The sequence below is a fragment of the Carbonicoccus niuqiaonis genome (assembly GCF_050157065.1).
Lineage (GTDB): Bacteria > Actinomycetota > Actinomycetes > Propionibacteriales > Propionibacteriaceae > Avipropionibacterium.
Genome location: NZ_CP189573.1, coordinates 3,648,895 through 3,669,412 on the forward strand (window position 1 = coordinate 3,648,895; position 20,518 = coordinate 3,669,412).

Below are 20,518 nucleotides of genomic sequence, written 5' to 3' on the forward strand. Positions count from 1 at the left end.
GGGCAAGGCCTGTGCAATCTTTCCGTCGCCTGTTACCGTCGCCACCCACTGACACCTGCTTCAGGAGCTCTCGTTGATTCGTATCACGCCGCCAGTGGCCGGTCGTGCGGCGCCACTCCGACCGGGCATCCCGGGTGCCAGCGAGCGGGGGATCACTGCTGACGGGACCCAGCAGGTGGAACTGATCGCGGACGTGCAGTCGTGACCGGCCGTTGGATCACCGCGCCCGGTGTGGACCCGCAACATCCGTTGCTGCGCACGACCTTCGAGGTGCCCGACGTACCTGTCACCGCCCGGCTGGTGGTGACCGGGCTGGGTGCCTTCCACGCCCACCTGAACGGCTCACCGGTGTCCGACGCCGAACTGGAACCGGGGCAGACGAACTTCTCCCGCTCGGCACTGTTGTGCTCCTACGACGTGACCGATCAGGTCGTTGCCGGCCGCAACGTCCTCGGCATCGAGGTGGGCCGAGGTTTCTACGCGATGGCGAGCGAGAACGTGTGGCGCTGGCATGAGGCGCCGTGGCGCGACTCGGTCCGCGCACTCGCCGAGCTCCACCTCGAGCTGGCCGACGGCACCGGCCGGGTCATCGCCAGCTCGGGCGACTGGCGGGCCATCGAGGGGCCCATCACCCGCGACAGCATGTACGGCGGGGAGGACTACGATTGCCGCCGCGATCCGGTCGGTTGGACGACGGCTGACTTCGACGACCACGCGTGGACTCCGGCGATCGAGGTGAGGTTCGGTGACGGCGCACCCGAACTGCGACCACAACTCCACGAGCCCGTACGTGTCGTCGAACGACTGACGCCGACCTGGCACGAGTCGGCACCGGGCCGCTGGCGTGCGGACTTCGGTGGCGTGGTCGCCGGGTGGGTCTGCTACCACTGGGGTGGTTCGGGTGAGGTCGAGTTCACCGCCGCCCACGGAGAGAAGCTGCACCCCAATGGTCGGGTGCACCACGAGAGTCCGCACATCTCCGGACCGTTCCAGGTCGACACCGTCCGGCTCGACGAGCAACACCGGGACTTCCGGCCCCGGTTCAGCTACAAGGGCTTTCGGTACGTCGAGATCACCGGCACCGACCCAGCCGTCATGATCACTCCGGAGGACCTGGAGCTCACCGCCGAACGGATCACCAACGACGTGGCGAGCAACGCGGAGTTCGACTGCTCCGATCCGTACCTCACCCGCTTCCACGAGGTGATGGTGCGCACTTTGGCCAACAACCTCGTCCACATCCCCACTGACACCCCGACGTACGAGAAGAACGGGTGGACCGGCGACGCGCAAACCGCGATCCCGGCGATCCTGACCAGCTTCGACGCCGAACACCTGCTGGTGAAGTGGCTGGACGACCTTCGCGACTCGCAGCTGCCGGACGGCCTGCTGCCGGTCATCGCGCCGAGCTCGGGCTGGGGCGTCGAGCCCATGTGGCTCGCGCCGGAGTGGACGACGGTCTACGCGTACCTGTTGACCGAGTTGATCATGGAGTACGGCCGGATCGATCTGCTCGAGGCCCATCTGGCCCCCGCACTGGCCAGCCTTGACCGGCATCTCGCCGATCGTGACGCAGACGGCCTGGTGGGCAGCGAACTCGGCGACTACCTCTCCCCCGGCCCGTCGACGCGGGCGCCGGAGGACCGCCGGCTCACCGCATCACTGTTCCTGGCCACGGCCCTGCGCAGCAGTGCCCTCGCTTGCCGCCTCGCCGATCGGCAGGACGAGGCGACCCGGCGAGAGACCGAGGCCGAGGCTCTGATCGCAGCGGTCAATGCCACCTTCCTGACCGACGACGGCTACCGCACCAGTGAGACCGAGTACCGACAGACGTCGAACATCCTGCCGCTGGCCCTGGGGATCGTGCCGGCCGAGGCGACCCGACAAGTGGTCGACTCACTGGTCGCCGACATCGTCGCCCGCGGCGACCACCACCACGTCGGCCACATCGGCGCACGCCACATCATGCAGGCGTTGAGTGATCATGGTCAGGCCGAGCTTGCTCTGCGGGTGCTGCGGAACGACACCCCGCCGGGCTGGAAGCCGTGGCTGGACCAGGGCCACTCGACGTGGATGGAGATGTGGGCCGAGCCGCGGTCGTACTCCCACTACTTCATGGGTACCCCGGCGATCTGGCTGTACGAGGACCTCGCCGGGCTGCGACGTGGCCCGGAGGGCTGGCAGTCGTTCATCGTCCGCCCTCGACTGGACACCGACGTGACCTGGGTACGGTTCCGGCGCGGCACGCGACACGGAGTCATCATGATCAACTGGGACACCGACCGCGGTACGCTCCTGCTGACCGTCCCGGCGTCCAGCACGGCCACCGTCGACCTCGGTCACGGAGGCATCGCGTACGGCCCGGGCGAACACGAGATTCCGCTTGTCTGATTGACGGCCCCCAGCCCGGCAGCCGACGGGGCGACCGTGACTCAGCCGGCGGGGGTGCCCGTACGCTCGGAGTCCCGATCGTCAACGGTGGCGGCCTCGATGGCCCTGATCGTCTCGCGGCGATGGGTGAGGCGGCTGATGACCTTGTCGATCACGAAGCCGACCAGCACCGCGACCACCACGGCAATCGCAGCGCCCAGGATCGGGTTGTCCTTCACCCAGTGGCCGGCCACCGTACCGATCAGGATGGAGTACGCGGACCACGAGGCAGCGGCCAGCGCAGCCAGCGGGACGAAGCGACGCCGCGGATAGCCGGTGGCCCCGGCCGTCATGTTGACCGCCACCCGGCCGACCGGGATGTAGCGGGCGGCCAGAATGAGCGTCGCCGCCCGCCGCTGCAACTGGGCTGCGGCGAAGACGAAGACGGCGGCGATGCGCGGCCGCCGCATCCAGCGGAACCGTGTGGTGCCGAGCCTGCTCCCGAGTGCGTACGCGATGTTGTCGCCGGCGAACGCGCCGACTGCCGCCACGATTCCGAGCAGCACCAGGTCGGGCTCACCGGTCGACGCCGCGACGGCGGCGAGCGCCACCACCACCGACTCACTGGGCAGCGGCGGGAAGAAGCCGTCGATGCAGGCCAGCAGCGCCACCACGAGGTAGACCCACGGGGATCCCGCCGCAGCCAGAATCAGATCGGACAACATCTGCACGCGTCCATCAAACGCGATCGGCGGGCGGATCCCAATCGGTGGCCCCACCCATGTCTCCCAAGGCGCGTTCGGCCGGATCCCTGAGGGCCGATCGTGAGCCCGCCCGGCGTCGGGCAGTCAGCCGCTCGTCACACGCCGAGACGGTCGGTCCAGATCTCCTTGTACGTGATGCGATCGCGGGCGTCGCCGTCCTCGTACCCGGTCTCGTACAACACGCCGAGGTGATCGTTGTCGTACATCACCAGGTCGGAGTAGCCGGATCGATCGGAGGTGACCTCGACCCGGCGGGCCCAGGTGCGGCCGGCGTTGGTCGACACGAACACCGACAGGTACTTGCGCTGGGTCGGATGGGTCGGTGCGGCGTAGAACATCACCGGCCCGGCGTCGTGAGTTTCGCTGGCCATGTTGAGCACCGACCCCTGCACCTCGGCAGTGGTCAGCAGGGTGGGCTCATAACCGAATCGCTTGCTGGTGAAGGATTCCCCGCCGTCACGGGACACGTTGACGACCCGGGAGTGCGCCATCGAGTCGGCCTTCTCGCCCTTGCGGCTGCGGGCGATCGCCATCACCCCGCCGTTCGGCTGCTCCACCAAACCCACCTCGGAGAAGTGGTCGGCATCGGCCGGCGGTGGCGCCATCGCGCCACGGCGCCAGGTGAGGCCGCCGTCGTCGCTGTAGCCGATGGCACCGTACGTGTGCGAGGTCCCCGCCTCGTCGGTGTAGCCGATGGACAGCCCCACGACGAGTCGACCGGCGTGGGGACCGACCTGCAGCTCGATCGCGTGCTGCGGGCCGGTGGCGAACCAGCCGCGCTCGGGCAGACCGTCCTTCAGCTGGGCGGTGAGGTCGGTCGCCTCGCTCCAGGTGTGGCCGTGGTCGTCGCTGTACTGCACGAACGGCAGCCGTACGGCTCGGGAGCCCTCCACGTTGTAGGTGGAGAGCAGCACGATGCGGCCGGCGTGCTCACCCTGGGTGATCAGGATCGGCGACGGGTTGCCACGGGTGGCGCCGAGGTCCCGGCCCCACGGGTCACCGGCCAACACCGTCGTCATCTCCGACCAGGTGTGGCCGCGGTCGGTCGACCGCTTGACCACCAGGTCGATGGAGCCGTCGTCGTGGCACTTCTTGCCGGGGAAGGCCCGCCGCGCCTCGGCGAAGGCCAACAGGGCACCGTCGGCGGCGCGGATGATCGCCGGGATGCGGAAGCACTCGAAGCCGGCGGTCTGCTGGTCGTACACCACCACCCCGGCATCGGGGATGGGGTCGCCGTCGTCGGCGCGTGCGGTGAGTGCGGTGGGGAGGGCGGCTGGGAGGGCGGCGAGCAGGAGGCTGGCGACGACCACACCGGCGCCGAGTCGGAACGCGGACATGATTCCTCTTTCGTCGACTGGGGGTGCCCCAGCTTGACATAGTACGTCCTATGTCCGCAAGGTCTCTCTTGTCACAGGGGGGTCACCGGCGTCGCGCGGGCCACGAGGACGAGTGCGTCGTAGCTGTCAGCCGGCACCATCGGGACCGCATGCAAGGGGCCGATCCACGCCTGCCACTGTCGGAAGCTCTCCCCGGCACTGGCCATCGGTACCCGGCGCTCCAGCAGTTCGCGGTTCTCCGGGGTGGCGGACGCGAACTCGAGGTATCCCTGCTCGGTGCCGGCGAAGATGCCGCGCAGTGGCGTCGGATTGTCCAACTCGACCTGCCAGCGCTCCTGCTTGGTGCCGCTGATCAGCGTGGCGTGGCGCACCTCCGTGCCGATCGCCCGGTACTTCTCGCCGTACTCCTGCACCAGCAACTCGCCGAGATCGGGGTGGGGGAACGCCACCGACGCCTTGTCGACGTGGCCGTTGTGCGCGAACAGCAGGGTGTGGTCGTTGCTGCGTGCCCGTTGCTCGGCGACGGTCCGTGACATGTTGGCCGCCAGCAGCTCGGCCCTCACCTCGCTGTACCTGCAGTCGGACGACCGCAGGGCGATGTGTTGCTGCAGGGTGACTGCGGCGTTCAGCGCGAGCTGCTTGCGCTCGTCGTCGGGTGCGGCCTCGATCGCGGTGACGAGACGGTCGACCGACGGCTTCGCCGCAGCCCGGCGTTCCGCCGCGCCATCGCCCGACGCGGTCCCATCGGTCCAGGGCTCGAGGGCTGCGCGTACGGCAGCGGCCTCGGCCGGCTCGTGCTGTCGCAGCCACCCGAGGGAGAGCTCGCGGTTGGCGTCGACGCGTTGCACGTCGATCCCCACCAGCTGGATGCGTTCGGTGGGTGGCCGATCTGCGTTCAGGTCGCGGATCCCTTGGAGCACGGCGGCCATTTCCGCGGTGTGGTTCAACACGAACCCGAACCGGCGGGCGGCCTCCTGGGCCGTTCCCGGGCCGCCTTGGACGAAGTCGTCGACCATGGCGACGCTGCCGTAGTCCTCCTCGAGGGCGATGGCCCGGAACTGTGGCAGCTTCTGTGCCAGCGACAGGCGGAGGAGTTGCAGTTCGGCGTTGCCGTGGGTGGCCTCGCCCAGTGCCAGCACGGTCGCGTCGGCGAGCTCGGGCGAGATCGTCGCCTCGGCGAACTCGACGGCCTGCGGCTCGCCCTGGGCGCGGGTCGTCCAGGCACGCCAGCCGACGATGCCGCCGACGACCAGCGCCAGGGCGAGCGCGATGATCACCAGGGTGCGGCCGGTCCGGTGGCGTGAGGTGCTACGGGACGCGGAGGGTGCGGAGGGTGCGGTGGCGCGGGTCATGTCAAACCACCTCAGACCGTACGGTGCGGATCCAGCCGATGATGCCCGGAACCACGACCCAGCAGGCGATCCCGGTGATCACCTTGGCGACCTCGGTGCCGGTGGCCCCGTCCTCGAGGGTGCTGACAGCGGCGACGTCGACCCAGGACAGGACCTCCTGCACCTCCGGAACGATCGACATGATCAGCGCGATGGTGGGCCATCCCAGCACGATGACGATCGCGGCAGGACCGTTGCCGATCAGCAGTGCCAGCGCAAAGCCCGACAGGCCGGCGAGCACCGTGCCGAGGGTGAACCAGAGCGGCTCCTGCCACTCGATCTGCCACGGGATCTCGTGCCCGGTTATCATGGAACCGACCGGGGTGATCACCGCGGCAGCCACCAACGACAACACGGTGACCGCCACGGCCAGGGTGACCACGGCCCCGGCCTTGGCCAGCAGTACGCGGCTGCGGCGGGGCTCCATCGCAAAGGTGCTCAACGCCGTGCGATGACTGCGTTCGGAGGTGACCAACAAGATCGCGAGCACGGGCAGCAACATGCCTCCTGGGATGCCGGCCATCCGCGCCACCTCGCCGTACGTGGTGTCGGGGCGCAGCAGCACGGCGCCGCCACCGAACACGCCGGCCGACAGGGCACCGACCGCGAGCAGGATGATCCCGGCGGGGGTGTCGACGAGTTTGCGCAACTCCACCAGCCACAGCCGTACGAAGGCCGGCGGCGATACGGCGGTCCAGCGCTCCCGCAGGTCGGTTGCGGTGGCCGTACGGCGGTTCGTGGACCGGTCGCGGTCGGTGAGGGTCGCGGGGTTCGGTTCGAGTGAGGTCGTCATGACGGATCCCTTTCGTGGTTGGGGTTCGTGGCCGGGCCGGCTGGTCATGCGGCGGCGCGGTCGTGGGCGGAGGTGACCTCGAAGTAGAAGTCGGTGATGTCGCCGTGTGCAGCCTGCAGCCGCGCCAGGGTGTCGTCGGCGACGATCCGGCCCGCGGCGATCACGACCAGCCGGTCGGCCAGCCGTTCCACCTCCGACAACTGGTGGCTGGACAGCAGCACGGCACAGCCGCGTTCAGCGCGGTCACGCAACAGGTCACCGAGCCACCGCTGTCCCTGCGGGTCCAGCCCGTTCGCGGGTTCGTCGAGGACGAGGACCGACGGATCGGTCAGCAGGGCTTGGGCGATGCCGAGGCGTTGCCGCATGCCGAGTGAGTAGGTCCGGACCCGCCGCCGCCCTTCCCGGGTGGTCAGGCCGACCAGCTCCAGCACCTCGTCGACCCGGCTGCTCGGCAACCCGAGGGTGAGGCAGGCGAGGGTGAGCGATTCGCGGCCCGTCCGTCCGGGATGGAAGGCGTCGGCGTCGAGCATCGAGCCGGCGACCCGGGCCGGGCTGGGCCACTGGACGTACCGTCGGCCCGCGATCGTGGCGGCGCCGGAAGTGGCGGTCGCGAGGCCGAGCAGGATCCGCATGGCGGTGGACTTCCCGGCGCCGTTGGGGCCGAGGAAACCGGTCACCGTACCTGCCGGCACGGTGAACGACACGTGGTCGAGGGCGAGCTGCTCGCCGTACTGCTTGGTCAGTGCGTCGAAGGTGATCATGGTCCAATTCCATCTCGCGGACCCCGACCCGCACATCGGGCAACCGGTCACGGTTGGGATGTCGTACGGCCACCGCCGCCGGTCGAGGTCGAGCCGATCGGCCACCACGGACTGGCCGAAGGTCGCTGGTCCACCACCCGGCAGGTTCGTAGGCTGGCGTCGTGCCCGGATCACCCACCCCGTCGAACCCGTCGCAGGAGGACACCCCACCGGGCAGCGCGGCCGCGCTGCCCGCAACCACGGGTGACGAGACCGCGAGCCCGGTAGCCGCCGGCCCGGTAGCCGCCGGCCAGGTGCCGTGGGGGCGCGAGGTGAACCGGGTGCTGGTCTGGTCGGTGCCGATCCTGCTGGCGTTGTACTACCTCACCCCGACCTTGAGTCCGAACCGGACCGCGGCCCTGGTGGTGCTCAGCATCGTGCCGCCGCTGCTGGCGATCGCGGCACTGCTGGTGCGGCGACGACAACCGATCGCCGTCGCCCTGGTCGTCGGGGTGCTGCTGGTGCTGAGTCCGGGGGTGGTCGGTGCCGCGGTGCTGGCCCAGGCGAGCGTCGCGCGGCACGTCAAGCGGGTGGCGACGGTGCTGCTCACCGGATGTTGGCTGGTCGCGGCCAAACTGGTCGGCCTGGTGTTCTCCCCGTTCGGCGACGGGTGGACCACCGCCAGCTCGTTCGAGCTCATCGTCGCGGTGGCCGGGCTGGTCATCGGCACACTGCTGGGCTGGCTGGCCGGCAGTCGGGAGGCCGAGTCACGCAGTCGCGGCGACGCCAGTCGCGCCCAGCACGAGGCCGAGCTCGCCCGGCTCGAGCAGGCCCGGCTGGCCGAGCGGGATCGGATCGCCCGCGAGATGCATGACGTGCTCGCCCACCGGCTGTCCTTGGTGGCGATGCACTCCGGTGTGCTCGCCCACCGGGCCGACCTGACCCCGGACGAGCAGCGGGAGACCGCCCGACTGATCCAGTCGAACGCGAAGCAGTCCCTGGCCGAGCTGCGGACCGTGTTGTCGACGCTCCGTGGTGCCGACGCCCCACCGGAGCCACCGCAACCCAGCCTCGCCGACGTGACGGTGCTGGTGGCCGACGTCACCGAGCACCAACCGGTGCACCTCGACGTCGACCTCGACGTGGCCATCGTGCCGACCCGGTTGAGCCGGCATGCGTACCGCATCGTCCAGGAGGGACTCACCAACGCACGCAAGCATGCCCCCGGCGCCCCGGTCGAGGTCAAGATCAGCGGAGCACCGGGGGTTGGCGTCGACATCATGATCAGCAACCCGCTCACTGAGCTGGCCGCGCCGAACGACTCCGGCGCGGGTTTCGGCCTGATCGGGGTCGCCGAGCGAGCGGCCGACCTGACCGGCACGGCGCGGTACGGTGTGGTGGCTGACCGCCACGTCCTCGACGTCTCCCTCCCCTGGCAGGATCCGACATGATTCAGGCCCCACCATGATCACCGTGCTGCTCGTCGACGACGACGCCATGGTCCGCACCGGACTGCGCATGATCATCGGCGGTGACGAGGAGCTCGAGGTCGTCGGCGAGGCGGGCGACGGGGAGACCGGGCTGACCATGATCGACGAGCTCTCCCCCGACGTGGTGCTGCTCGACATCCGGATGCCGGTGCTGGACGGGCTCGGAGTGCTGGAGCGGCTGTCAGAGCTCGACGACGCACCCCGCGTGCTGGTGCTGACGACCTTCAACACCGACGACTACGTCCTGCGTGCGCTGCGCAAGCAGGCACAGGGATTCCTGCTGAAGGACGCCGACCCGCCCGAGATCGTGGCGGCGATCAAGGCCGTCCACCGAGGCGACCCGGCGCTGTCACCGGCCGTCACCGCGACCGTGATCGCCGCCGCCACCGACAACGCGAAGGCGGTGTCGACGGCCAAGAAGGAGTTGGCCCAGCAGCTGACCGGCCGCGAACGTGAGGTGGCGGTGCTGATGGCGCGCGGCCTCACCAACGCCGAGATCGGATCCCGGTTGTTCCTGAGCCTGGCAACGGTGAAGGCCAACCTGTCACGGATCTTCACCAAGCTCGACGTGGACAACCGGGTCTCGGCCGCGATGGCGATCCGCGACGCCGGACTGCTGGACGGGAACTGACCCCCGACGGCGCGGACGGGGCCGGCGGGGGTCAGCCGTACCGATCGCGGCTCAGCGCCCCCGGCCGTACCCGGAGTCGATCAACGCCCGTGCCGTACGGAGGCTGTGGCCGGCTTCCCCGTGGTACCAGGGCAACGCACCCCAACCGTTGGCGGAGAACTTCTCCTTGCAGGTCTGCAACAAGCGGACCGCGTTCTCGGGCTCCCGCATCAGCACCGCGGCGTAGGCCATCTCGGTGTGCGGGAAGCTGTTGTCGATCTCGTTGTACATCCACCGTGGACACGCGTCGGTGAAGGCCTGCCACGCCAGCTGGGACATCCGGTCCTGCGGCTTCACCACGTCCAGCTGGACCTGCCAGTACTGACACCAGGCATCGGGCATGAAGGTCTCGTGCGGCTCGGACTCCTTGAGCAGTGTCTGGCCGTGGCCCCAGGCCCAGTTCTTGCGCTCCTCGTGCCACAGGACGTCGACGATCGCCTGTCGGGTCTGTTCGGCCTTCTGCGCGTAGAACTGCCCTTCCTGGCCTCGTCCGGCGCGGCGCATCAACCACGCCAGCTTCCGCAGTCCCCGGACCACCACACCGTTGTCCTGGACGTACTTCATCTTGAGCACCGGCCGGGCCCAGCACAGGTGGTCGGGCTCGCGTACGCCCCACTGCGCCTCGGTGGTCGCCCGGGCCATCAAGGCGTACTTGTCGAGGTTCTCCATGATCAGGTGCTGCAGGTCCCGGTCCCCGGTCCGAAAGGCATCGTGGGCGGTGATCATCGGCACCGTCGTCTGGGCATCGGTCGCCGGCGTCTCGCCGGTGTTGGTCTCCTCGCCGGTCGCTTCGTCGTAGTGCCAGATGCTCGTGGTGCCGGGGACGCCGTACGGGTCCTCGGCGGCGGTGTTCAGGTGGTCCAGCTGCCACGAGATGTAGCCGCCGAGGACCTCGCGGCTGCGGGCGGTGTTGGCCGCGGCGAGGCCTTGGGTGGCCCAGTTCGAGAAGTACGGCTGCAGGTTGTGGTCGTACGGGCCGCGCAACGCCCCGGACGGCAGCTGCTTGCCGGCGATGTAGTCGACCTGCTCCTCGATGAACTCGTCGAGGTCCAGGTCGGGTACGGCGGCCCGAGCCCGGGTGGGGGTCGCCGCAACCCCCAGCGCGCCGGCCGTCACACCGGCGGCGGTGATTCCGAGAAGTTGGCGCCGCGAGGTCACGGGCGAGGTGGTTCGAGTGGTCATGGGGACTCCCTCTCGTCTGGGCGGCACGCCTGCGTGCAACCGGTTACGTAGAAGGTAAGGGCATTCCGTCTTCGACGTCAACAACGCCCCGGAGGCCTGCGGTGCCTCAGGGTGACCCGGGCGGGCGGTGACTCAGGCGGGCGGCAGGGCGCGCGGGAGTTGCCGTACCAGGTGGCGGCCGAGTTGGACGCGACCGTCGGTGTCGGCGGTGAACGTCCGGCTCCGGGGGTCGGTCCGGGCGGCCTGCAGCAGCATGGTCAGGTCGTCGGCCTGACGCCGGAGCCGCTCGATCTCGGCCTCCATGGCGAGGATCCGCTTGATCCCCTCGAGGTTGATGCCCTCGTCCTGGCTGAGGTGCTGCACCAGCCGGAGGCGCTGGACGTCGCGTGGTGAGTAGCGCCGACCGCGGCCCCGGGTGCGGCGGGCGGTGACGATACCGAGCCGGTCGTAGGTCCGCAGGGTCTGCGGATGCATCCCCGCCAACTGCGCGGCGACGGAGATCACGAAGATCGCCGCGTCGGGATCCAACGGTTCGGGGAGGTGGGCTGAGGAGGCGATGGTGATCACACCTCCTTCGGCTGCGGCGTGACGGTGACCATGATCAACGAGCCCTGGCCATCAGCTCCGAGCGCGGGTTGGCCTCACCACTGGCGCGCGCGAACTGCTGCAACGCCGTACGGGCCTCCTCGTCGATCTCGCCCGGCACGCTGATCTCGACGGTCGCCAACAGGTCTCCCCTGGTCCCGTCACTGCGTTGCACACCACGGCCGCGGACCCGCAGCACCCGGCCGTTCGGGGTGCCCGGCGCGACCTTGACCCGGACCGGCATCCCACCGAGGGTGGGCACGTCGATCTCGGCGCCCAGCACCGCCTCGGCGTAGGTCACCGGCACGGTCACGGTGAGGTTGTGGTCCTTGCGACCGAACACCGGGTGCGGGGTCACGTGCACCAGCACGTACAGGTCGCCGGCGGCTCCGCCGTTCTCACCCGCCCCACCACGGCCCTTCAACCTGATCTTGGCGCCGTCGTTCACCCCAGCAGGGATCCGGACGTTCATCTGCTTGGTCGACCTGCCGCGCCCCGAGCCGTTGCAGACCGGGCACGGATCCTCGACGACCATGCCGCGCCCACGGCAGTCGTGGCACGGTTCGGTGACCGCGAAGGCACCACCGGCGGTCGACGTGGTGGCCATGCCACTGCCCTCACAGGTGGGGCAGACCTTGGGCAGGCTGCCGGCCCGCGCCCCCGTACCGCGACAGGCGTCGCAGGCCGCGTCGGAGACCATCTGCATCGCCACGGTGACGCCGTCGGCCGCGTCGGAGAAGCTGATCGTCACCTCACCCTCGACATCGCTGCCGCGTCGGGGGCCACGCGTGGCCCCACGGCGACCCGTCTGGGAGAAGATGCCCCCGAAGATGTCACCGACACCACCCTGGGCGCCGCCCTGGGCGTTGCGGAACAGGTCCTCCATCGACGGACCGGCACCACCCTGACCGGCACGGGGGAACCGGAAGCCGCCGCCGAACAGGCTGCGCTCCTCGTCGTACCGCTTCCGCTTGGTCGGGTCCGACAGCACGTTGTGTGCCTCGGAGACCTGCTTGAAACGCTTCTCCGCCTCGGGATTCCCGGGATTCTGGTCCGGATGGTTCTCCCGGGCCAGCTTGCGGTACGCCTTCTTGATCTCCTCGGCACTGGCGTCCTTGGAGACACCCAACACCTTGTAGTAGTCCTTCTCGAGCCAGTCCTTGGTGCTCATCCGGTGCCTCCCTCCCGTGGTTCCCGCGCCGGCCGGTGTCGCCACCGGCCGGCCGGGTCGTCCATGATCACCCGACGGTGATCATCACTGCCATTCTCGTTCCTGCCCAGCTCACTCGTCGCCGGCCGGGTCGGCCGCGGCCGACCCGTCGACGTCGGTGCCATTCTCCGTGGTCGATCCAACCCCGTCCGTGGCCGACCCACCGCCGTCGCCCTGCGACGCCGGTGGTACGGCTTCGGGCGCGCCGACCGCGACCCGAGCGGGGCGGATCACCCGGTCGCCGACCTTGTAGCCGACCTGGAACACCTGGGCACAGACCGGGTGCTCCTCGCCCGGATCGGACAGCTGCATCAGTGCGTCGTGCAACTGCGGATCGAACGGGTCACCGACCTCACCGAAGGCCGCCAGGCCGTGGCGTCGGGTGACCTTCTCGATCCCCTCGGCCACGCCCCCGAAACCACCGGTGAGCTCGTCGTGCTGCCGCGCCGCGTCGATCACGTCGAGCACCGGCAGCAACTCCGCCAGCACCGTGGTGATCGTCGACACCCGAGAGGTCTCCCGCTCGCGGTCGACCCGCCGCTTGTAGTTGACGTACTCGGCCTGGAGCCGTTGCAGGTCGTCGGTCCGTTCGGCCACCTGGGCCTTCAGGTCCTCGATGGTCACGTCCCGTGGGTCGAGGTCGGCCTCGGTCTCCGTGGCATCCGCAGCCGGGGTCGTGTTCGGGGCCACCTGCTCGGAGGCCTCGGAGCCCGCCACCGGGCCGGAGCCCGATGTCGGTCCCGGCTCGGCCGTCGGCCCGGGGTCGGCCGCTGCTGCAGCCTCCCCCGCGGGCTTGCGGACCTCGTACGTCTCCGGATCGATCCGACGCCGATCGCGGATCGTGGGACGCTCCTGTGGCTCCTGGTCCGACCGATTGGGGTCGGTCACTTCTGATCACCCTCCGGCTTCTCGTCGTCCACGATCTCGGCGTCGACCACGTCCTCGTCGGCACCATCGGTCGAGGCACCCTCACCCGAGGCGGACTCGGAGTCGGTCGCCCCGTCGGCGCCCGCCTCGGCGGCCTGCCCCTCGGCCTGGGCGGCGGCGTACATCGCCTGGCCCAGCGCGGCCGACGTGGTGTTGAGCTTCTCGACGCCGGCCTTGACCGCCTCGTCGTCGTCGCCGGCGAGGGCTTCCTTGAGCTCGGCCAGGGCCTCGTTCACCGGGGCCTTGACGTCCTCGGTGATCTTGTCCTCGTTCTCGCTCAGCAACTTCTCGGTGCGGAACACCAAGGAGTCGGCCTCGTTGCGGGTCTCGACGGCCTCACGACGCCGCTTGTCCTCCTCGGCATGTGCCTCGGCGTCCTTCATCATCTTGTCGATCTCGTCCTTGCCCAGCGCGGATCCACCGGTGACAGCCATCGACTGCTCCTTGCCGGTGGCCATGTCCTTGGCGTGCACGTGGACGATGCCGTTGGCGTCGATGTCGAAGGCGACCTCGACCTGCGGGACGCCCCGCGGCGCCGGCGGCAGGCCGGTCAGCTCGAAGTTGCCGAGCGACTTGTTGTCGCGGGCGAAGTCACGCTCGCCCTGGTACACCTGGATCATCACCGACGGCTGGTTGTCCTCGGCCGTGGTGAAGATCTCGGAACGGCGAGTCGGGATCGTGGTGTTGCGCTCGATGATCTTGGTCATCACGCCACCCTTGGTCTCGATGCCGAGGCTCAGCGGGGTGACGTCGAGCAACAGCACGTCCTTGACCTCACCCTTGAGCACACCGGCCTGCAGGCTGGCGCCCAGGGCGACGACCTCATCGGGGTTCACGCCCTTGTGCGGCTCCTTGCCACCGGTCAGCTCCTTGACGAGTTCGGTGACAGCCGGCATCCGGGTCGAGCCGCCGACCATGATCACGTGCTCGATGCTGTCGACCGAGATCCCGGCGTCGGAGATCACCGCGTTGAACGGCGAGCGGCACCGGTCGAGCAGGTCGGAGGTCATCCGCTGGAACTCCGCACGGGTCAGCTTCTCCTCCAGGTGGAGGGGGCCGGCGTCACCGAGGGTGATGTAGGGCAGGTTGATCGAGGTCTCACTGGCGCTCGACAGCTCGATCTTCGCCTTCTCCGCGGCCTCCTGCAGCCGCTGGCGGGCGATCTTGTCCTGGCTCAGGTCGGTGCCGTTCTTGTTCTTGAACTGCTTCACCAGCCAGTCGACGATCCGCTCGTCCCAGTCGTCGCCACCGAGCTTGTTGTCGCCCTTGGTGGCCTTGACCTCGAAGACGCCGTCGCCGATCTCCAGCAGCGACACGTCGAAGGTGCCGCCACCGAGGTCGAAGACGAGGATGGTCTGGTCGGTCTCGGACTTGTCGAGGCCGTACGCCAGCGCGGCGGCGGTGGGCTCGTTGATGATCCGGTCGACCTTGAGGCCCGCGACCTCACCGGCCTCCTTGGTGGCCTGCCGCTCGGCATCGGAGAAGTACGCCGGGACGGTGATCACGGCGTTGGTGACCTCCTCACCGAGGTAGGCCTCGGCGTCGCGCTTCAGCTTCTGCAGCACGAAGGCGCTGATCTGCTGGGGACGGTAGTCCTTGTCGTCGATGTTGACCTTCCAGTCGGTGCCCATGTGGCGCTTCACCGAACGGATGGTGCGGTCGACGTTGGTGACGGCCTGGCGCTTGGCGACCTCACCGACCAGCACCTCACCGCCCTTGGCGAAGGCCACGACCGACGGCGTCGTCCGGGCGCCCTCGGCGTTGGGGATGACGGTGGGTTCGCCACCTTCGAGCACTGCGACGACCGAGTTCGTCGTCCCGAGGTCGATGCCGACTGCACGAGCCATAGTTCTGTTCCTCCATTGGTTGTGACGCCGTTCGGCGCCGATCGTTCGTCTTGCCTGTCTGCTACTGGTCGTTCACGTTCGTCGTCGTCGAGCGAGCCACGTTGAGTGAGCCACGCTCAATCTCTCACATTGAGTCCAACGCGCTCAATGATGCCTCATATTCCGTCGGGACGCAAATAGTTGAGTGAGGTCGACTCAACTTCGGTCGCGAGTCCGGGGTCGGCTGGAGGCTCCGCCGCCCGCGCGAGCGCACGGCGAACGAGAAGGCACAATGGGCCCGGTGAACCTCACCGACCGCATCCCGTCCGCCACCTCGGCCGGGACCGCTGGGGTCGACGCCGACGCGCTGTACGAGGCCTTCACCGACTGGGCGACCGCGGGTGGGCTGGAGCTCTACCCGCACCAGGACGAGTCGCTGATCGAGATCCTCGCCGGATCGAACCTGATCCTCGCCACCCCGACCGGATCGGGGAAGTCGCTGGTCGCACTGGCCGCCCACTTCACCGCGCTGGCCGACGACCGGGTCAGCTTCTACACCGCTCCCATCAAGGCGCTCGTCAGCGAGAAGTTCTTCGCGCTGTGCGAGGTGTTCGGGGCCGACAACGTCGGCATGGTGACCGGTGACGCGTCGGTGAACGCCGACGCCCCGATCATCTGCTGCACCGCCGAGATCCTGGCCAACATCGCCCTGCGTGAAGGGGCCGGCGCCGACATCGGCATGGTGATCATGGACGAGTTCCACTTCTACTCCGAGCCGGACCGCGGCTGGGCGTGGCAGGTGCCACTGCTCGAGCTGCCGCAGGCGCAGTTCGTGCTGATGTCGGCGACCCTGGGCGACGTCACCATGTTCGCCGATGATCTTGCCCGCCGTACGGGTCGGGAGTCGGCGGTCATCACCGGGACCGAACGACCGGTCCCGCTGGAGTACGCGTGGGCCACCACGCCGCTGAACGACACGATCACCGAGCTGTTGGAAGCCGATCGTGCCCCGATCTACGTCGTCCACTTCACCCAGGCCGCCGCCCTGGAGCGGGCGCAGGGGTTGTTGTCGGTGAACGTGTGCAGTCGTGCCGAGCGTGACCAGATCGCCGAACGGATCGGCAACTTCCGGTTCGCAGCCGGATTCGGTCGTACGCTCTCGCGGCTGGTCCGCGCGGGGATCGGGGTGCACCACGCCGGGATGCTGCCGAAGTACCGGCGCCTGGTGGAACAGCTCGCCCAGGACGGGCTGCTCAAGATCATCTGCGGCACCGACACCCTGGGCGTCGGGATCAACGTGCCGATCCGGTCGGTGGTGATGACCGGGCTGACCAAGTTCGACGGGACGAAGCAACGGATGCTGCGGGTGCGCGAGTTCCACCAGATCGTGGGGCGCGCCGGACGGGCCGGGTACGACACCCGCGGCTGGGTGGTGGTCCAGGCGCCCGAGCACGTGATCGAGAACGTCCGTGCCGTGGCGAAGGCCGGGGACGACCCGAAGAAGCAGAAGAAGGTGCAGAAGAAGAAGGCGCCCGACGGCTTCGTCAGCTGGACCGAGGAGACGATGGATCGCCTGCTGGCCTCGGATCCGGAGCCGTTGCAGCCGCGGCTGCGGGTCTCGCACTCGATGTTGATCAACGTGCTGGCCCGCCAGGGCAACCCGGTGGCGGCGATGGAGCAGCTGCTGCGCGACAACCATCAGGACGAGGCGTCGCGGCGTCGGCTGCGCCGCCACGCCGTCGTGCTGGCCCGGGAGTTGATCACCTCCGGGGCGGTCCGCCGACTGCCCGAGGCCCGGGAGGACGGTCGGCGCTACGAGTTGACCCTGGAGCTGCAGCGTGACTTCGCGCTGAACCAGCCACTCGCCCCGTTCGCGCTGGCCGTGCTGGACACCCTGGATCCCGAGGGCGAGTCGTACGCCGTGGACGTGGTGTCGGTGATCGAGGCGATCCTGGAGGATCCGCGGCAGGTGTTGTGGGCACAGGAAAGGGCCGCCCGGGGTGAGGCGATCGGCGCGATGAAGGCCGACGGCATCGAGTACGAGGAGCGGATGGAGCTGGTCGAGCAGATCACCTGGCCCAAACCGCTGGCCGAACTGCTCGAGCACACCCTGGGGCTGTACCGGCAGACCCACCCGTGGGTGGACCCCGAGGCGCTGTCGCCGAAGTCGGTGGTGCGCGAGATGTACCTCGGCGGCATGACCTTCGGTGAGTACGTGTCGCTGTACGGGTTGAGCCGCAGTGAAGGCGTCCTGCTGCGCTACCTGACCGATGCGTACCGGACACTGCGGCACTCGGTGCCGGAGGCGCAGGTGACCGACGAACTCGACGACATCGTGGACTGGTTGGGCGAGTTGATCAGGCAGACCGACTCCAGCCTGCTCGACGAATGGGAGGACCTGGTCAACCCGACCCCGAGCAAGGCGTCGGCGGTCAAGGTGGCCCCACCACCGCGACCGATCACCGGCAACGAACGCGCCTTCACCGTGCTGGTGCGCAACGCGATGTTCCGGAAGGTGGAGCTGGCTGCCCGGGACCGGGCCGACGAGCTGGCCGCACAGGAGGTCCGTACGGCCGAGTTGGTGGAGCCACCGCTGAAGGTGATCATGGACGCCGACCGGTGGGGCGACGACCTGGACGCGTACTACGACGAGCACGACTCGATCGGGATCGACGCGGCGGCCCGAGCACCGGGGATGTTGCAGGTCGACAAGGGCCGCGGACGGTGGGAGCTGCGGCAGGTGATCGACGACCCCGAGGGCAACCGGGACTGGGCGATCGAGGCGTGGGTCGACCTACCGCTCAGTGACGCGGCCGGTGCGGCGATCATCCAGACGGTCGGACTGCGCCGCCTCGACTGATTCGTACGCGTCTGATTCGTACGCGTCTGATTCGTTCGTGTCGGCGTCAGCGTCGGCCGTTGCCTCGTCGCCGGTCACCGCGTCAGCGACCACACCGTCGAGGGCTGCGCTCGCCTCGCGTCGGCGGTACAGCTGGACCAGCGCCACCGCGAGCGCGACCAACATCGACGCCCCGACGCCACCGATGACGATGGTCAGCGGCCCGAGGACGGGTTCCTTGGGGACCGGCGGTGGCACCGGGCTCGGCCCCGGGATCGCATCGCGAATGTCGGAAACTGCGCGATCGACCGCCGGGGTGACGAGGTCCGGGGTGTAGGCGTGGTGCGGGGCGCCGGCCCGGTCGATCTCCTCCTGCGTGGCGCCCTGGTTGACGATCACGCGATAGAGCGCCGGCCCGGCGTCACACACCATGTCGCCGTCGTTGCACAGCGACTGCACCCGCGACTGGAGATCGTGCGGGACGGTCAGCCGGTTGGCGTCGGCGGCCGTCCCGATCTCGGCCGGCTCGGCCCGACCCTGGCCCAACTCGAGCACCGCGCGTACCCCGTCGGCCGTCGCCTGGGACTGCCCGCCCGCCTCGCGACCCTGCAATGCCTCGTGACGGATGTAGTACATCGAGGCGGTCAGGCCGGTGGCCTCGGGTCCGGCGGTGCCGGCGACCTCGGTGACCGTCTGGCCGACGTGGTGCCCGGGATTGCCGAGCAGCACCGCGGTCAGCAGCTGGTCGGCCGGGCCGAGGTCGGCCAGTACCTCGTTGAGCACCTGTGCACCCTGGGAGTAGCCGACCAGGATCCACTTCTCGTCGGGGCAGCGGCGCTGCGAGTCCTGCAGCGCCGCGGTGGTCGACTCGACGCCGGTGTTGACGCTGTCGAAGAAGACGGCGGCCGGGAGTTCGGCGCCGAACAGCAGCTCACCGAGGTCGGACTCGAGGAGCGTGTCCGGACCGACCGCCGGATAGTCCACGTACAACTCGCGGACCGTGCCCTGCCCGGCGCGCGGCACGTTCGCGGTCCGGTCGGCGAAGGCCTCACGCCAGCTGTTGACCATGCCGCCGTAGGGCGGTTCCTCCAACGAACCCCTCGCGCCGATGAACAGAAAGTCCGCGCAGGCCATTTCGTCGGCCTGGCCCGACGGCGCCGGGGCCGGGGCCCAGGTCAACCCACCGGCGGCGTGGGCGGGCGCGGCCGGGAGCAGGGTCGCCATCAGCAGCAGGACCGCCCCCAGCCACGCCGTGACTCCTCCCCCGCCCGAATTCCTCATGTGCACCAGTCAAACATCGGACACAAGGCGGTCCACGCCTGACCGCCCGGCCACCCCACCCCCGACCGGTCGGTTTGCGGAATCTCACCGAGTGGCCCCACGCGTCCGGCGCCGGCGCGGCCGGGGCGGTGTCCAGCCGCGATCCTCGAGGGTGGTGCGGACCATCCGCCGTACCCAGTCGGGGCTCTCGGTCAGCTGGTGCCAGGTGAATCTGAGGACCGCCCAGCCCGAGGCCACCAGCTCGGCCTGCTTGAGCCGGTCCCGCTCGAAGGCGACCCGGGTCTCGGAGCCGCTCCCGTGCAGCCCGTGGAAGGTGTAGCCGTCGACCTCGATCCCGACCTTGAACTCCTCGTAGGCCAGATCGATCAGGAATCGGGTGCCGGACAGGTTGACCGCGAAGTTGGAGACCCACCCCTGAGGTCCGCCGTCGCGCAGCACCAGGTGTGCCTCCCGCTCGGCCGGCGACCACGGCTCGTCCCGGGCGTCGTGGAGGAATCGCCGTCGGATCGGGTTGGCCAGCCGGTACCGGGTCGTCCGCAGTACCTCGTCCATCTGCTGCAAGGTGGCCAGCCCCTGCCGCAGCACCTCGCCCATGGCGTGGCCCTGGTCCCGGGTGCACAGGTCGAGCGCGGTCATCGCCGGACTGCTGACCCGGGCGCCGCCGACCTCGACGACATGCTCGTCCGGGACCTCCCACCGGACCAGCTTCACGCCCGCCGGGGCCCGCCGCTTGGTGCGCGTGGCGAGCACGATGGTGGACACCTTGGTCTGCGGCAGGAAGGTGAGCCGCGCCGCCGCCTCGCCCAGGAACACCGCATCGGGATGCCACCTGGCCACGGCTCGGAGTCGGACCTCGATGTCGTCCTTGCTCTCGGCCCGCACGTAGACGCCCGGACACACCGCCACCAGCACCTTCCGTTTCAGCAGGTACTGCAGAGCGTGTCGCAGGTTCGGGTGCTCCCGGCCGACGATCACGCCGCCGCCGGTGGCCAACAGGTGCTCGACGTCGTCATAGGTCTTCATGTCCTACAGGTGCGACGAGGCGGCCTCGGCGGTTCAGCGGATTCGGTGAGCTGTGGAGAATTCCTCGAAACGACCGGTCGGCTGTGGAGA

The 20,518-nt window shown here is 69.4% G+C and carries 16 protein-coding genes; 4 read left to right on the plus strand and 12 right to left on the minus strand.

Features of this window, described 5'->3' with window-relative positions:
- Window positions 1-201: 201 nt before the first annotated feature.
- A complete protein-coding gene (locus ACQBAU_RS16715) occupies window positions 202-2,391 on the plus strand; it encodes a family 78 glycoside hydrolase catalytic domain (RefSeq protein ID WP_465255535.1) in 2,190 nt (729 codons plus the stop codon).
- A gap of 41 nt (window positions 2,392-2,432) precedes the next feature.
- Here ACQBAU_RS16715 and ACQBAU_RS16720 read toward each other — a convergent pair whose 3' ends face one another.
- The 5 genes from ACQBAU_RS16720 to ACQBAU_RS16740 all read right to left on the minus strand — a co-directional run bounded on the left by ACQBAU_RS16720 (window position 2,433) and on the right by ACQBAU_RS16740 (window position 7,416).
- Complete coding sequence (locus ACQBAU_RS16720; protein ID WP_465255534.1) at window positions 2,433-3,095, minus strand: DedA family protein; 663 nt, start codon at window positions 3,093-3,095, stop codon at window positions 2,433-2,435.
- Between the two features lie 134 nt (window positions 3,096-3,229).
- Window positions 3,230-4,471 (minus strand): sialidase family protein, encoded by a 1,242-nt coding sequence (locus ACQBAU_RS16725; RefSeq protein WP_465255533.1) that lies wholly within the window; start codon window positions 4,469-4,471, stop codon window positions 3,230-3,232.
- A gap of 71 nt (window positions 4,472-4,542) precedes the next feature.
- Window positions 4,543-5,823: an erythromycin esterase family protein gene (locus ACQBAU_RS16730; protein ID WP_465255532.1), complete on the minus strand. Its 1,281-nt coding sequence runs from the start codon at window positions 5,821-5,823 to the stop codon at window positions 4,543-4,545.
- 1 nt (window position 5,824) lies between these two features.
- Window positions 5,825-6,655, minus strand: coding sequence for a hypothetical protein (locus ACQBAU_RS16735; RefSeq protein WP_465255531.1), 831 nt, complete (start codon window positions 6,653-6,655; stop codon window positions 5,825-5,827).
- A gap of 44 nt (window positions 6,656-6,699) precedes the next feature.
- The gene (locus ACQBAU_RS16740) at window positions 6,700-7,416 is read right to left on the minus strand and encodes an ABC transporter ATP-binding protein (RefSeq protein ID WP_465255530.1); all 717 of its coding nucleotides are present in this window, start codon (window positions 7,414-7,416) and stop codon (window positions 6,700-6,702) included.
- 161 nt (window positions 7,417-7,577) lie between these two features.
- Here ACQBAU_RS16740 and ACQBAU_RS16745 point away from each other — a divergent pair, with 161 nt between their 5' ends.
- Window positions 7,578-8,846, plus strand: a complete 1,269-nt coding sequence (locus ACQBAU_RS16745) for a sensor histidine kinase (RefSeq protein WP_465255529.1) — start codon at window positions 7,578-7,580, stop codon at window positions 8,844-8,846.
- 13 nt (window positions 8,847-8,859) lie between these two features.
- On the plus strand, window positions 8,860-9,516 hold the full coding sequence (locus ACQBAU_RS16750) for a response regulator (protein WP_465255528.1): 657 nt from the start codon (window positions 8,860-8,862) through the stop codon (window positions 9,514-9,516).
- Between the two features lie 51 nt (window positions 9,517-9,567).
- Here ACQBAU_RS16750 and ACQBAU_RS16755 read toward each other — a convergent pair whose 3' ends face one another.
- From ACQBAU_RS16755 to dnaK, 5 genes are all read right to left on the minus strand, one after another.
- Complete coding sequence (locus ACQBAU_RS16755) at window positions 9,568-10,737, minus strand: hypothetical protein (protein ID WP_465255527.1); 1,170 nt, start codon at window positions 10,735-10,737, stop codon at window positions 9,568-9,570.
- A gap of 132 nt (window positions 10,738-10,869) precedes the next feature.
- Entirely contained in the window at window positions 10,870-11,304 is a 435-nt protein-coding gene (locus ACQBAU_RS16760; RefSeq protein WP_465255526.1) for a heat shock protein transcriptional repressor HspR, read from the minus strand.
- Window positions 11,305-11,338: 34 nt separating this feature from the next.
- Window positions 11,339-12,493: a molecular chaperone DnaJ gene (gene dnaJ, locus ACQBAU_RS16765; protein WP_465259405.1), complete on the minus strand. Its 1,155-nt coding sequence runs from the start codon at window positions 12,491-12,493 to the stop codon at window positions 11,339-11,341.
- A 111-nt stretch (window positions 12,494-12,604) separates the two neighbouring features.
- Window positions 12,605-13,420: a nucleotide exchange factor GrpE gene (locus tag ACQBAU_RS16770; RefSeq protein ID WP_465255524.1), complete on the minus strand. Its 816-nt coding sequence runs from the start codon at window positions 13,418-13,420 to the stop codon at window positions 12,605-12,607.
- Window positions 13,417-15,306 (minus strand): molecular chaperone DnaK, encoded by a 1,890-nt coding sequence (gene dnaK, locus ACQBAU_RS16775; protein WP_465255523.1) that lies wholly within the window; start codon window positions 15,304-15,306, stop codon window positions 13,417-13,419. The genes ACQBAU_RS16770 and dnaK overlap by 4 nt, the downstream gene beginning before the upstream one ends.
- Window positions 15,307-15,577: 271 nt before the next feature.
- On the opposite strand from dnaK, the gene ACQBAU_RS16780 reads away from it, so the two are divergent.
- Window positions 15,578-18,145 (plus strand): DEAD/DEAH box helicase, encoded by a 2,568-nt coding sequence (locus ACQBAU_RS16780; protein ID WP_465255522.1) that lies wholly within the window; start codon window positions 15,578-15,580, stop codon window positions 18,143-18,145.
- On the opposite strand, the gene ACQBAU_RS16785 is transcribed toward ACQBAU_RS16780, so the two are convergent.
- A complete protein-coding gene (locus ACQBAU_RS16785; RefSeq protein WP_465255521.1) occupies window positions 18,080-19,405 on the minus strand; it encodes a cutinase family protein in 1,326 nt (441 codons plus the stop codon). The two genes, ACQBAU_RS16780 and ACQBAU_RS16785, sit on opposite strands and share 66 nt — an antisense overlap.
- 84 nt (window positions 19,406-19,489) lie before the next feature.
- A complete protein-coding gene (locus ACQBAU_RS16790; RefSeq protein WP_434550990.1) occupies window positions 19,490-20,428 on the minus strand; it encodes a hypothetical protein in 939 nt (312 codons plus the stop codon).
- Between the last annotated feature and the right edge of the window lie 90 nt (window positions 20,429-20,518).